At 61.6% G+C, this 13,995-nt stretch carries 14 protein-coding genes; 2 read left to right on the top strand and 12 right to left on the bottom strand.

What is annotated here, in order from left to right:
* Positions 1-129: 129 nt before the first annotated feature.
* From H096_RS31275 to H096_RS31295, 5 genes are all read right to left on the bottom strand, one after another.
* Positions 130-1,191: an ATP-binding protein gene (locus H096_RS31275; RefSeq protein ID WP_033903079.1), complete on the bottom strand. Its 1,062-nt coding sequence runs from the start codon at positions 1,189-1,191 to the stop codon at positions 130-132.
* A complete protein-coding gene (locus H096_RS31280; RefSeq protein WP_033903080.1) occupies positions 1,188-1,937 on the bottom strand; it encodes a response regulator in 750 nt (249 codons plus the stop codon). The genes H096_RS31275 and H096_RS31280 overlap by 4 nt, the downstream gene beginning before the upstream one ends.
* A gap of 196 nt (positions 1,938-2,133) precedes the next feature.
* Positions 2,134-2,586 (bottom strand): GNAT family N-acetyltransferase, encoded by a 453-nt coding sequence (locus tag H096_RS31285; protein ID WP_051422262.1) that lies wholly within the window; start codon positions 2,584-2,586, stop codon positions 2,134-2,136.
* 10 nt (positions 2,587-2,596) lie between these two features.
* Positions 2,597-2,965, bottom strand: coding sequence for a BrnA antitoxin family protein (locus H096_RS31290; protein WP_033903082.1), 369 nt, complete (start codon positions 2,963-2,965; stop codon positions 2,597-2,599).
* A gap of 3 nt (positions 2,966-2,968) precedes the next feature.
* Complete coding sequence (locus H096_RS31295; RefSeq protein ID WP_033903083.1) at positions 2,969-3,250, bottom strand: BrnT family toxin; 282 nt, start codon at positions 3,248-3,250, stop codon at positions 2,969-2,971.
* Positions 3,251-3,601: 351 nt separating this feature from the next.
* Here H096_RS31295 and gabP point away from each other — a divergent pair, with 351 nt between their 5' ends.
* Both gabP and H096_RS31305 read left to right on the top strand, forming a co-directional pair.
* Positions 3,602-5,011: a GABA permease gene (gene gabP / locus H096_RS31300; RefSeq protein WP_033903086.1), complete on the top strand. Its 1,410-nt coding sequence runs from the start codon at positions 3,602-3,604 to the stop codon at positions 5,009-5,011.
* The gene (locus tag H096_RS31305) at positions 5,008-6,084 is read left to right on the top strand and encodes a GlxA family transcriptional regulator (RefSeq protein WP_033903088.1); all 1,077 of its coding nucleotides are present in this window, start codon (positions 5,008-5,010) and stop codon (positions 6,082-6,084) included. Before gabP ends, H096_RS31305 begins: the two co-directional genes overlap by 4 nt.
* A 2-nt stretch (positions 6,085-6,086) precedes the next feature.
* Here H096_RS31305 and H096_RS31310 read toward each other — a convergent pair whose 3' ends face one another.
* From H096_RS31310 to H096_RS31340, 7 genes are all read right to left on the bottom strand, one after another.
* On the bottom strand, positions 6,087-7,430 hold the full coding sequence (locus H096_RS31310) for a cytochrome c (protein ID WP_033903089.1): 1,344 nt from the start codon (positions 7,428-7,430) through the stop codon (positions 6,087-6,089).
* Positions 7,431-7,446: 16 nt separating this feature from the next.
* Positions 7,447-9,666, bottom strand: a complete 2,220-nt coding sequence (locus H096_RS31315; protein ID WP_033903090.1) for a xanthine dehydrogenase family protein molybdopterin-binding subunit — start codon at positions 9,664-9,666, stop codon at positions 7,447-7,449.
* Positions 9,666-10,121 (bottom strand): (2Fe-2S)-binding protein, encoded by a 456-nt coding sequence (locus H096_RS31320; RefSeq protein WP_033903091.1) that lies wholly within the window; start codon positions 10,119-10,121, stop codon positions 9,666-9,668. The genes H096_RS31315 and H096_RS31320 overlap by 1 nt, the downstream gene beginning before the upstream one ends.
* Before the next feature lie 331 nt (positions 10,122-10,452).
* Complete coding sequence (locus H096_RS31325) at positions 10,453-10,749, bottom strand: hypothetical protein (RefSeq protein WP_016978361.1); 297 nt, start codon at positions 10,747-10,749, stop codon at positions 10,453-10,455.
* Between the two features lie 338 nt (positions 10,750-11,087).
* Complete coding sequence (locus H096_RS31330) at positions 11,088-11,843, bottom strand: ABC transporter ATP-binding protein (RefSeq protein ID WP_033903092.1); 756 nt, start codon at positions 11,841-11,843, stop codon at positions 11,088-11,090.
* Positions 11,837-12,865 carry an iron ABC transporter permease gene (locus tag H096_RS31335; protein ID WP_033903093.1) on the bottom strand — a complete coding sequence of 343 codons (1,029 nt, stop codon included), beginning with the start codon at positions 12,863-12,865 and terminating at the stop codon, positions 11,837-11,839. Before H096_RS31335 ends, H096_RS31330 begins: the two co-directional genes overlap by 7 nt.
* Positions 12,862-13,995, bottom strand: a complete 1,134-nt coding sequence (locus H096_RS31340) for an ABC transporter substrate-binding protein (protein WP_033903188.1) — start codon at positions 13,993-13,995, stop codon at positions 12,862-12,864. Before H096_RS31340 ends, H096_RS31335 begins: the two co-directional genes overlap by 4 nt.

The raw sequence follows: 13,995 nt of genomic DNA on the forward strand, positions 1-13,995 counted from the left end.
GTTGAGGCATTGCGGCGCAGCTTTTGAACGCAATGCAAACAAGCCCGGTGTCCAACAAGACAAAATAACGATAGCGCTGGGTGGTTCTAAACAGCCTGGAAAAGATGCGCATGGCGGGGCCTGGCTTACTCAAAGGTTCCAGCTGAGTTCGAACAGCGTTCCGCCGTTTTCCATTTTTCGACAGGTCACAGCGCCGCCATGGGCAATGGCAATCGCGCGCACCACCGCCAGGCCCAGGCCGCTGCCGCCCTGGGCGCGTGAGCGAGAGTTTTCGCCGCGCTGGAAAGGTTCGAACAGGTGCGTCGCAAAGTCCTCATCAATACCGGGACCATCGTCGCGCACCCTTAGGTAGTGCACGCCATCACGCGTGCTCAGGTGCACGTTGACGTTGCCGGGTGTCGCATGCCGACGCACGTTGTCCAGCAGGGCCAGCAACGCCTGGCGGATGCGTGCGGGGTCGCAGCGCAGGATGCGGCGTTGCAGGTCCAGTTGCAGGGTAAAACCAGCAGCGGCCAGGCTCGGTTCGAACAGTCGCACATCCTCCTCAACCCCTGCGGCCAGGTCGGCGTCTTGCACGTTGATTTCAAGGTAGCCGCTGTCACCCAGGCCGACCACGCGCAGGTCCTCGATCATCCGCGTCAGCCCTTCGACCTGCCCGAGCAGGCTGTAGAACTGCGCCGTGTCCGGCTCGAACACACCCTCGGCCAAACCTTGCAGGCGTCCGCGCAAGATGGTCAGCGGCGTGCGCAGTTCGTGGGCGATCGCCGCGTTCCAGAACGCCTGTTCCTGCGCCATGCGTTTCAAGCGTTGGGCCATGCTGTTGAAGTCATTCACCAAAATAGCCGCCTCACCGATGGACTGATCGCCAGCCACGGCCTGCACATCGAGGTCGCCGTCCGCCAGTTTGCGCAGGTTCTCGGCCACCGAATTCAATGGCATCAGGATGCGCCGCGACAACTTGGTCGCCACGAATGCACCGACCGCCAGGCTGACGCAGGTGGTCAAGCCCATCCACGCCCATTCGGCATTAGCGGGCATCCACTCATCGACCTGCTCGTCCGGAAGCGGCCAGTAGGTCCAAAGCAGGGCGTAGAACACATAGGAGCCGATCACCGCCAGGGCGATCACGCACAGCACCACGACCGACATGGACAGGATGATCTGGCGGCTCAAGCCATTGAATAGTTTCACGCGCCACTCCCGAAGCGGTAACCCACCCCGCGAATGCTTGCCGGCACACCTTGCAGCCCGAGGTCCTCGATCTTGCGGCGCAACTTGCTGATATGGCTGTCGACCGTGCGTTCCAGGCTGTCGCTTTCCGGCGAGCACAGCGCCAACAGTTCCGCGCGGCTGAACACACGTTTCGGCGCTCGGGCCAATTGGGCCAGCAATTTGAATTCGGTGACGGTCAGCAGCAGCGGCAGGGCGTTGCCTTCGATATTCACCGTCACCTGATGGCTTTCGATATCGATTTCAAACCCATCCACCCGCAGCACACTGGCGCTGACACCGGATTTGTAGTTGACGGAGCGCCGCAGCACCGCCTGGGTACGCGCCACCACCTCGGCTGGGTTGAACGGCTTGACGATATAGTCGTCGGCACCGATACGCAGGCCCATCAACTTGTCCATGTCCTGGTCCTGCGCGGTCAGCATGATCACTGGCGTGTTGCCGCGATGGCGCACTTCGGCCAGCACCTGCCAGCCATCGACGTGGGGCATCAGCACATCCAGCAGCATCAGATCCGGCTTGAGGCTCAGGTGCAGTTCCAGCGCCTGCCGGCCATCAAGGGCGTGGGCGGTGCGAAAGCCGCTGCGCTTGAGATAGGCGATCAGGATATCCGCAATCTCGGGCTCGTCTTCGGCGATCAGCACCAAGGCCTGGTTCTCCCGGATGCTGCTGGGCTGGGGAGTCGATGTGACGGGGTAATCGTTCATAGTCTGCTCGGTGAATAGGCCTTGTCGTGGTTGCCGCTCCATGGCCCACGCTGTCAGGTATTGATCATAGCGCTCAACATCGAACCCGATTATGCGCAACCAACGTGCGCATTCATGGGAGGTTTTGTGGAGGAATGATGGAGAGGGGAAATTTTCTACAAGGGTTTGCCCCGAGTACATGCCGTGCCTGGGCAGGTTAGCGCACGGTTGGAGTGATGAATTTCACATAGATCCACTCAGGATCGTGATCGTCCAGGTTGTCGATCTGCCCGCTCGGCACGAATCCGGCCTTTGCAAACAGCGCCTGGGAGGCGGTGTTTGACGCATTGGTTGACGTAAACAGCTTGGGCGTCTTGCACGCCGCCTCTGCCGCCGCCAGCAACCGCTGCGCAATGCCCTGACGCTGATGAGCGGGTGAGACGACCACCAGCGCCACAAAACCATACTCGAAAAAGTCATGGGTCAGAACGAGGTAACCGGCGCAACGGCCAGCAGTGTCGACGGCCACCAGGCATTCTTGACGAACCACGGCATCATGGATGAACACACGGCGATGGGTATGGGCCGTTGCGTAGGTGTCCAGTTCGATCAGGGCGTGCACGTCGTCGGATGTGGCCCGGCGGATAATGTTTAGAGGGTGTGTAGACAAAGTAATACCTTCATAAAGTGGACTTGGCCTTTGACTTGGTGAGTCTGGGAGAAGCCAACACTCGATTTAACTCGCCAGCGAGTGCGATCAGCTGTTGTTCCAGCGCTTCGACCTCGCAGACGCTAATGCCATCTTTGATAACGTGCAGGGTTTTGGTTTTTTTCACCGACGGAGGTGCCAGGTTATGTGTTTCTTGGGAAAGCAGCGCCTGACGTAGCAGGTTATTGATCACGGTCTGATAGCCTGTACCAGCATTTTCCGCGCGTGCACGTGCCGCCTCGATCACCGAGTCGTCCAGCATGATAGTGATGCGGGTCTTGCCCTTGTTACTGGCGACTGCACCGCGTTTACCGGAGCTGAAGTCGTATTCGTCTTTCATGTCTCAAGCCTCTAGGTATTGGCGCCTTTCATTCTTCGATGCGAGTCGCGCACTGATGACTCGCACAAAATTTGGATCGCGGTAGGTGTAAGCCACGACTAACACGCGTCCCCTCGCGTCCGAGCCAACGATCACCCAGCGTTCTTCATCATGACGATGATCTTGGATTGTCAGAGCTGCCTCGTCGTAGAACACCGGTTCCGCCTCGACAAGGCTAATGCCATTGTGCTTCTGCTGATTTGCGGTGTTTTTCGTCTCGTCATATTGAATCCTGAATGTTCTCATTATGCATACTTTATATGTATATAAAAGCGATTCAAGAAAGTGACAGTCAGGAGGCTGGTTTACTTCCGCGCATTACATTCTGGATACGCCTTATCCCTGCTTATCAATGAGGGTTTGATTGTGCTGAGGCCACCTAGGTATGTCCGTGGGCACCCGGTGCTTTTTTAAGTAGTCGGATTCTGATTCATCTGACAGATGCGAACCCATGTCGATATCAGACCAATCCCCGCCGCTCCCAGGCTATTTTTTATGAACTCAGGCCGCGTAAGGTGACCCATCATTAAGAAATGATGATCGCCTGACTCTTCAGTCAGTACACCTTGACGTCGATCACCGAGAACAACAAAAACAATGAATAGCCTGAATTCCAACGATTCCAACGGCCAGTTGGCGCAAGGCTTCAAGCCGCGTCATGTGACCATGCTTTCCATTGCGGGCATTATCGGGGCGGGGTTGTTTGTCGGTTCCGGGCATGCGATTGCGGCGGCGGGGCCGGCGGTGCTGCTGGCTTATCTGTTCTCCGGCACGCTGGTGGTGCTGGTGATGCGCATGCTCGGGGAGATGGCGGTGGCCAACCCCGATACCGGGTCTTTCTCCACTTATGCCGACCAGGCCATTGGCCGCTGGGCCGGGTTTACCATCGGTTGGTTGTACTGGTGGTTCTGGGTGCTAGTGATCCCCATCGAGGCCCTGGCCGCCGGGCATATCCTCAACCAATGGTTCCCACAGATCGACGCTTGGCTGTTTGCCTTGTTGTCGATCTTTTTGTTGGTGGTCACCAATCTGTTCAGCGTGTCCAAGTACGGCGAGTTCGAGTTCTGGTTCGCCATGGCCAAGGTCGTCGCGATCATCGGTTTTATCGGCCTGGGCTTTGCGGTGCTGATGGGCTGGATTCCCGAGCGCGAGGTCAGTGGGTTGAGCCGGTTGATGGAGGAACACGGCGGTTTCGCGCCCAACGGGCTGTCGGCGGTGGTGGGGGCCTTCATCACCATCATGTTCAGTTTTATCGGCACCGAGGCGGTCACCATCGCGGCGGCCGAGTCCAGTAACCCGGCGCAGAACATCGCCCGGGCCACGCGCTCGGTGATGTGGCGCATTGGCGTGTTCTACCTGTTGTCGATCTTCGTGGTGATTTCCGTGGTGCCGTGGAACGACCCGTTGCTGGCCTCGGTAGGCTCTTATCAGCGCGCCCTGGAGCTGATGAATATTCCCAACGCCAAGCTGCTGGTTGATGTTGTGGTGTTGATCGCCGTGGCCAGTTGCATGAATTCCTCCATCTACATTGCCTCGCGCATGCTGTTTTCCCTGGGCAAGCGTGGGGATGCTCCCACGTTGATGAAGAAAACCTCGGCGGCCAGCGTGCCGAGGGCAGCGGTGATTGCCAGCACCATCCTGGGCGCGGGTGTGACCCTGTTCAGTTACTTCGCGCCGGCCGGGTTGTTCCAGTTCCTGCTGGCCAGTTCGGGCGCCATCGCCTTGCTGGTGTACCTGGTGATCGCGGTGTCGCAGTTGCGCATGCGCAAGATCCTGCGACAGCGCAACGTCACGTTGACCTTCCAGATGTGGCTGTTTCCCTGGCTGACTTGGCTGGTCATCGCATTCATCTGTGCCGCTTTGACGGTGATGCTGGTCACGCCGGAACACCGTTTTGAGGTGTCATCCACCATCGGCCTGGCCCTGATGATTTCCCTGGTCGGCTTGCTCACCGCGCGGCAGCCCGAACGCACGCAAAAAACCGTGGCCGCAGCCTCACCGCCATGAGTGGCCGCCCCGTAAGCAGCATCGTGTTCGTGCTGCTGGACCAGTTCACCCTGATGTCACTGGCGTCGGCGGTCGAACCCCTGCGCATGGCCAACCAACTGTCGGGCCAGGAACTCTACAAGTGGCACACCGCGAGCCCGGACGGTAACCCCGTGTGGGCCAGTGACGGCGTGCCCATCACGCCGGACGGGTCGATTCTCAGCGTGCCGTCCGCCGATATTGTGATTGTCTGCGGCGGCATCGGCATCCAGGGCACCGTGACCGGCGAGTTGGTCAAGTGGCTGCGCAGCCAGGCGCGTTACGCCAAGCGATTGGGCGGTATCTGTACCGGTAGCTTTGTGTTGGCGCGGGCCGGTTTGCTGGATGGCTATGAATGCAGCGTGCATTGGGAATGGTTGGCGGCCATGCAGGAGGCGTTTCCACGGGTGACGGTCAGTTCCAGCCTGTTTACCCTCGACCGCGACCGTCTCACCAGCTCGGGCGGCACGGCGCCCCTGGACATGATGCTGCACCTGATTGGCCGTGATCACGGGCATGAGCTGTCGGCGGCCATCTCCGACATGTTTGTGTACGAGCGCATCCGCAACGAGCAGGACCATCAGCGCGTGCCCCTCAAGCACATGCTCGGCACCCAGCAGCCCAAGCTGCAGGAAATCGTCGCGTTGATGGAGGCCAACCTGGAGGAACCGATCAACCTGGATGAGCTGGCGGCCTATGTCGCGTTGTCCCGCCGTCAGCTGGAGCGCATGTTCCAGAAATACCTGCACTGTTCGCCGTCGCGCTACTACCTGCGGCTGCGGCTGATCCGGGCACGGCAGTTACTCAAGCAGACGCCCATTTCCATCGTCGAGCTGGCGGTGCTCTGCGGCTTTGTGTCCACGCCGCATTTCTCCAAGTGCTACCGCGAATACTTCGGCGTGCCGCCCAGCGACGAGCGCTCGGTAACCGACAGCGAGCGCTCCATCGTGCTCAAGCCGGTGATGCATGCGTTGCCTACGCCCGCGCCCATGAACGTGTTGGAGCAGGCGCGGGGCGAGGCAACGTTTGCCAGCGTGAAAAACCTGAAGCCCTGACCTCAGCGCATGTGCAGGATAATCGGGCTGCTGCTCGCCGGGTCAGTGTGCCCGCGCAACTTGCCCACTGCTTTGGCATCCACCGCACCGCCATTGTTGCCCCAGGTGCCGCGCACGTAGCTGAGTACCTCGGCGATTTGCGCGTCGGACAATTGCTCACGAAACGCTGGCATGCGGTAGGCGTCCGGCACGCCGGCCGCGACCACGCGTTGCGAGCCGTTGAGGGTGATGTTGATCGCTGACGCGCTTTCCTTCGCCAGTGCCGACGTGGCGCCGGCCAGGGGCGGCATCCACTCGGGCTGGCCCTTGCCGTCGAGACCATGGCAAGAGGCGCAGCGGGTGGCATAGGTGTGGGCGCCGGGGGCGTCTTGAACCGCCGCCACCGCCTGATACTGCCAGGGTGCGCCGTCGCGCTGCGGGTCGCCGGGCAATGACTTGAGATAGCGAGCGATGGCCGCCAGGTCGTCGTCCTGCATGAACTGCGTGGAGTTGTTGAAGGCCTCGGTCATCGAACCGTAGACCACCGCATGGGCGTTGCGCCCGGTCTTGAGGAACTGCACGATCTGCGGCTCCGTCCAGCGGCCCAGCCCGGTGTTGGGGTCCTGGCGCAGGCTCGGCGCATACCAGCCGTCGAGCAAGGCACCGGCGAGGAACGGCGCGCCGGATTCATCCAGGGCTTTTTCGTTAAAGGCCAGGCCGCGTGGCGTGTGGCAACTGCCGCAGTGGCCGGGGCCTTGGACGATATAAGCGCCACGGTTCCACAGTGCGTCCTGGTTGGGCTTGACCGCGTAAGTCGCAGTGGGCGAGAACACGCCGTTCCACAGGGCGATGGGCCAGCGCATATTCAGCGGCCAGGGAATATCACTGGGGATATTCGGTTGGTTGGCCGGTTGTATGCCCTGCATGAAAAACGCGTACAGCGCTTTGATGTCGTCATCGCTGAGTTTTACGTAGGACGGGTAGGGCATGGCCGGGTACAGCCGACGGCCACCCGGCGCTACGCCATGGCGCACCGCACGGTCGAAATCGGCCAGGCTGTAAGTGCCGATGCCGGTTTGCTTGTCTGGCGTGATGTTGGTGGCGTGGATCGCCCCCAACGGCGTGGCCATTTCCAGGCCACCGGCAAACGGCGCCTTGCCCGCCAGGCTGTGGCAGGCCACGCAATCGCTGAGGCGGGCGACATACTCGCCACGGCTGATCAAGGCGGGATCGAAGGTGGCTTTCGCCTGTTCCTGTTCGAACGGCGTAGCCGGTTCACGGGTGACGTACCAAGCCAGCAGGCCTGCGGCGACCAGGCAGGGCAGCGCCAGCCAGCCTGCGGTTCTTGCGAATCGACGGTTGTTCATGGGCGTTTCCTGAAGGTCAGCTGAAAGTGTGTCGGCTCAAGGGCAGGCTGCGCACGCGCTGGCCGGTCAACTGCGCCACCGCATTGGCCACGGCCGGAGCCACGGCAGGCAACGGCGGCTCGCCGATACCGCCCATCTTTTCGCCACTCTCGACTATCCGTACATGCACCCGTGCCATCTGCGCGGGCGCCAGGATCGGGTACAAGTCGTAGTTGCGCGCCCGTGGCTTGCCGTCCACATACACTGCTTCTTCCAGCAAGGTCTGGGACAAGCCCAACGCCACCGCGCCATTGACCTGGGCCTCGACAATCGCCGGGTTGACGATGCTGCCGGGGTCGATGGCTTGCCAGATATCGTGCACCCTGACCTTGCCGTTCTCGATGGACACCTCAGCGATCGCTGCCGTATGCGAGCCAAACGGCGAGGCCATGGCCACGCCGCGAGCGCGTCGAGTGCCGTCCTCGGCGGTGAAGGGGCCGCGCTTCCAGCCACCGGACAGTTCACCCGCCGCTTGCAGCAACGTGGTCAGCCGTGGGTTGTCGCGCAGCAGGTGCAGGCGCAGCTCATAGGGATCCTGCCCGCCCTTGTCCGCGAGTTCGTCGAGGAACGACTCGTAGAAAAAGTCGTTGAGCGAATTGCCCACCGAACGCCAGTAACCGAGCATGGGCGCGCCTTTGACGTAGATCTGCGCGATGCGTTTGTTGGGGATAGCGTAGGACTTGCCCGATAACCCTTCAACCGCCGTGGGGTCGATTTTATCGCCCTGTTTGCCGGCGAGGGCTTCGGTCGGGCCTTCGGTCGCACTGACGGCTTCGATGGCGACCGGCAAGCCTTTGTCATCCAGCGCGGCGCGGAACTTGACCACTGCCACTGGGCGCAGCACATCGCGCAAGAACTCTTCTTCGCGACTCCAGATCAGCTTGACCGGACGGCCCACTGCCTTGGCCAACGCAATGGCCTGCGGATAAGGGTTGGCCGAGTCATACAGGAAGTGTCGGCCGAAGAAGCCACCGAGCAACGGCGAGTGCAGGTTGATTTGCGCAGGGTCGAGGCCGGTGCGCTTGGCGATGTCGGCGCGGAACATGTCCGGCGCCTGGTTGGGCAGCCAGATGTCCAGCGTGCCATCCGGGTTGAAGCGCGCCAGGGCTGACGGCGGCTCCAGCTGGCCGTGGTTGAGGTATTGGTTGTGATACGTCGCCTCGAGCTGGGTCTTGCCACCTTTCAACGCGGCGGCGACGTCACCTTCGTTCTCGTCATCACGGGCCGGGCCTTGCTGGGCCGCGAGGAACTCGAAGTGCTTGTCGCTGGAGAAGTCCGCCGGCATGACGCGCAACGTCGAGTCGGCGGCGGCTTCCTGCCAGTCGACCTGGATCGCTTCTACCGCACGCTTGGCGTGCCACCAACGTTCAGCCACCACCGCCACCGCGCCGGGCAGCACGTGCACCGAATGCACGCCTTTCATGCCTTCGACCTGAGGCTGGTTGCGCAGGGTGCCGACGGTCATGCCCAGGCGTGGCGCATGTTGTACCGCCGCGTGGAGCATGTTATCGACTTTCAGGTCGATGCTGTAGAGCGCCTTGCCGGTGGATTTGTCGTAAGCATCCAGGCGCTTGACCGGCTTGCCGATCCAGCGGAATTGGCTCGGGTCGCGCAGGGTGATGCTGGATGGATCGGGCACAGGCATGTCGAGGGCGCTGCTGGCCAGCTCGCCATACCCCAATGAACGACCGGACGCCGCATGCACCACGCGGCCGGGCTGGGTGGTCAGTTCGCCAACCGGCACGCCCAATTGTTTAGCGCCAGCTTGCAGCAACATCGCGCGGGCCAGGGCGCCGAGGCGGCGCATGGTCGGGTAGCTCATGCGCACCGACATGCTGCCGCCGGTGATGCGCAGACCGTTTTCCATCACCACATAGGCTTCGCCGGGCGGGGCGGCTTCGACGATAAAGGTGGCGGGGTCGGCATCCAGTTCTTCGCCGACGATCTGCGCCATGGCGGTGTGGGTGCCTTGTCCGCCTTCCATGAACGGGCTGAGCAGGCGCACTGTGCCGTCCGGGCGAATCTCCAGGAACGCCGGCACCTGGGTGCCGCGTTCAGCAGGGGTGGCGGCTTGCACCCGGCCCGAGCCCAGTGGCAGGCCAAAACCAATCACCAGTGCGCCCACCGCCGTACTCGCCAGAAAGCGGCGACGCGACAGGTTGACCGGTGCATCAAGCAGTTCGTCGAGGATACTCATCAAGCGCCCTCCTGCTTGGCCAGGGCGTCGACCGCCGCATGGATGGCGTTATAGGTGCCGCAGCGGCACAGGTTGATCATCGCCGCGTCGATCTGCGCCTTGCTTGGCGCGGGGGTGTGCTTGAGCAGCGCAGTGGCGGCCATCACCTGCCCGGACTGGCAATACCCGCATTGCGCCACCTGATGCTCGACCCAGGTCGCGACCACACGCTTGCCCACTTCATCGGTCTCAATCGCCTCGATGGTGGTGATTTCACGCCCGACCAAGGCGGCCACCGGCGTGACGCAGGAGCGCACCACATTGCCGTCCACCAGCACCGAACAGGCGCCGCACTGGGCCAGGCCACAGCCGTACTTGGTGCCGGTCAGGCCCAGGTCATCGCGGATCACCCACAACAAGGGCGTGTCCGCGTCGGCATCGACCTGATAGGCCTTTTGGTTGATTCGTAATTCCATGGCTCACCTGCTGATCAACGGTAGGTGCGGCCTTTTTAGTGATGAACGCAGTGGCCGCTTATTGTCGAACTCTAGACCAGAGTGCAAGGGCGCAGATACCCGGTGGTCGACAAATCGGAGGATCGGGCAAGGATTCAACAGGATCGGGTGAAAGCGCTGTAGACAAGGCTATACGGCGGTTTTGCATCAGGCGGAGCTTGCTCCCGTTGGACTGCGCAGCAGTCCCATTTTTGGGGCCGCTTCGCGACCCAACGGGAGCAAGCTCCCTCGCCACAGATAAAGTGTTCGCCTTTAACTGACTGGCATTAGGGCTGGCCCGCTCCCATCTGTTTTAGTTGTGTTTCAGGCATTCGATAGAGCGGTCCACCGTGGTCTTGGCGATTTCCAGCAAATGCCACACCGCCAGGATCTTCGCCCGTTCGGGGCTTGCCAATTGCTCACCACAATCGAGTGCGGTGGCCGACGCGCTGTCGAGCAGGCTGGCGGTGTAGAGCAGGGCGTCTTCGAAGCTGAGGTCTTCGTTGACCGAGTGGAAACCTTGGGTAGGCAGGTAATGGTCGATGGCGCGGTTGAAAGCGGCGCGGTCTTTTGCGGGGTCGATGGGTGGATCGGGTAGGACTTTATTCATGGTGTAGTTCCTCGTGTAAATAGGAGCCAACACCTGTCGCGACTAAACGAAGGGTGGCGGCTGTACGCAGGTTAGTCGACCGGCCACAAGGAAATCCGGCGCACCCGAAGGTGCCCTGCGCACAGCCACCATAAAACTACATGTGACCGTGCGCCTTGTGTCATTCCGGGCGACTAAACCCGATCACTGAATAGGCAGTGACGGGCTGCAGACTAGCCACCGATTCCAGCAGGCACAAGGCGGCAGGGATTGTCTAGGAAACGTCCTGCAATTAAAAGCGATGCGCCTTGCTGGCCCTTTACAAACCATGACGAAACGCCACCCTACGGACTCAAGCCTTACACAATATCGTCGATCAAAATATGCGGCTGCCCCCGACTGCACCGCTCGATCCGCGCCTGGACCTTGTACACCGCGCGCAGCATCGCCTCATTGATCACCTCATGGCTCGGCCCGCTGCCCTGGGCGGTGCCGTCGGCGATCACCAGCACCTGGTCGGCAAAACGCAGCGCCTGGTTCAGGTCGTGCAGGGCGATGAACACAATCACCTCCCGTTTGCGCGCCAGGGCCTGCATGAAGTTCAGCACCTGCACCTGGCGATGCATGTCGAGGGCGCTGGTGGGTTCGTCCATCAGCAACACGTCGGGTTCGCGCACCAAGGTCTGGGCGATGGACACCAGTTGTTGCTGGCCTCCGCTGAGTTCACCGAGGTTGCGAAAGGACAGCTCGGTGATGCCCAGGGCGGTGAGGATTTCATCGACCAACTTCAGCTCGTCATCATGCACCGTCCAGCCGGGTGCTAGTTGCTTGCGTGCCAGCAAGACGGATTCATACACCGTCAAGCGGGCGCTGGCGTTCAGGCCTTGGGGCATGTAGCTGATGCCTTGGAGGCCTTTTGCCGAGTCCTGCAGGATCACCTGGCCCGGTCCGTCGATCAGCCCGGCCATGCGCTTGAACAAGGTGGACTTGCCGGCCGCATTGGGACCGACCACCGCCACCACTTGGCCGCCGACAAAACGGGCGGTGGTCACGCCGCGGATGATGCTGCGTTGCCCATAAGTGGCGCCGAGGTCTTGCAACTGAATGCTTACCATGGGGTTTTCTTCCCGCTCAGGATCAGGGAGATAAAAAACGGTACGCCGATCAGTGAGGTGACCACGCCAATCGGGAAAATCGCACCGGGGATCAGGGTTTTGCTGACCACCGAACTGGCCGACAGAATCAACGCGCCGGTGAGCAGCGAGGCGGGCAGGAAGAAGCGTTGGTCTTCGCCAATCAGCATGCGGGCGATGTGCGGGCCGACCAAGCCGATAAAGCCGATGGTGCCGACAAAGGCCACCGGGAACGAGGCGAGCAGGCTGACCATGATTAGCGTCTGGAAGCGCAGGCTGCGCACGTTGATGCCGAAACTGGCGGCCTTGTCGTCGCCCAGGCGCAGGGCGGTCAGGGCCCAGGCGCGTTTGGCGAAGATCGGCAGGGTGATCAGGATCACCAGGCAGATCACGCCCAACTTGGGCCAGGTGGCCTTGGTCAGGCTGCCCATGGTCCAGAACACCACGGCTGCCACGGCTTGCTCGGTGGCGAAAAACTGCACCAGCGCCAACAGCGCATTGAAGGTAAAAACCAGGGCAATGCCGAGCAGCACGATGGTTTCGGCGGTGACGCCACGACGCAGGCTCAGGAAGTGGATCAGCAGTGCGCACAGCATCGCCATGATGAACGCGTTGACCGGCACCATGTACTGCGCCGCCAACGGAAACAGCGCCACGCCGAAGGCCAGTCCCATGGCCGCGCCAAAGCTGGCGGCAGCGGAAAGCCCGAGGGTGAACGGGCTGGCCAACGGGTTGTTGAGGATCGTCTGCATCTGTGCCCCGGCCAGGGATAACGCCGCGCCGACCGCCACCGCCATCAGCGCGACCGGCAGGCGGATATCCCACATCACCACGCGTACCTGGGACGCTGCGCTGTCTGGCGACAGCAGCGCGCCGAGCACTTCACTGAGGCTGTAGCGCGCCGGGCCGAGGGCCAAATCCAGCAACACACTGCACAGCAACAGCAGGGTCAGGATGACCAGGATCAGGCGTTTGCGCAGCACCAATTGACGGTAGGCAGTCATGGCTTGAGGCTCACGAAGTAGCCAGGCGCGTAGGGCACCGGCAGGAATCGTTCATGCAACTCGCGAAATGCGGCTTCCGGGTCGAGGTCGGCAAACAGCGTCGGATGAAACCATTTGGCCAATTGCTGGATCGCCACGAACTGATACGGGCTGTTGTAGAACTGATGCCAGATAGCGTGGAAGGCCTGGGTCTGCTGGGCCTTGATCCCGGCGTAGGCAGGACGTTGGGTGTACCACGCCAGCTTGTGCCGGGCTTGGTCCCTGTCTGCGCCAGGGCCGACGCCGACCCAATGGCCACCCGGCGCGAAAGCCTCCCAGTTGGCGCTGGTGACGACCACCTGGTCCGGGTTGGCCACGATCACCTGCTCGGGATTCAGTTGCCCGAAAGTGCTGGGGATGATGCCTTTGGCGACGTTATTGCCGCCGGCCATTTCGACAAAAAGCCCGAAGTTTTCATCGCCGAAACTCAGGCAGCAATCGTCGGTGTAGCCGCCGATGCGCTCGATGAACACGGCGGGGCGCTTGGGCTGCTGCGCGGCAATCACCTCGGTCACACGGCGGATCTGCTGGTTGCGGAACGTGATAAACGCCTCGGCCCGCTCTTCTTTGCCGAACAACTGGCCGAACAGGCGCATGGTCGGTTCGGTGTTAGTCATGGGCTGGTTGCGAAAGTCCACATACACCACCGGAATGCCCAGGGCGTCGAGCTTCTCGATGTAGCGCGCGTCCTCGGTGGCGTGTTGCGCCTCGATATTGAGGATGATCACGTCGGGCCGCTGGGAAATCGCTTGTTCGATGTCGAAGGTGCCGTCTTCAAAACCGCCGAAGGTGGGGATGTTGGCGATCTCGGGGAATTGACGCCGATAGGCGTTGTAGGTGTCCGGGTCGGACTGGATCAGGTCCTTGCGCCAGCCGACGATGCGCTCGATGGGGTTTTGCGTATCCAGCGCCGCCACCAGGTACAGCTGGCGGCCTTCACCCAGAATCACCCGCTGCACCGGCAGGTTGACCTTGACCTGGCGCCCGAGCAGATCGGTAACGGTGGTGGGCGCCGCCAGCGCAGGCATGCCCAGCAACCCGGTGAACAACAGTGCCGCCAAAACGTGGCCGCATCGAACAATCGAACGCAT

This window comes from Pseudomonas sp. FH1, assembly GCF_000510895.2.
Classification (GTDB): Bacteria; Pseudomonadota; Gammaproteobacteria; order Pseudomonadales; family Pseudomonadaceae; genus Aquipseudomonas; species Aquipseudomonas azotoformans_A.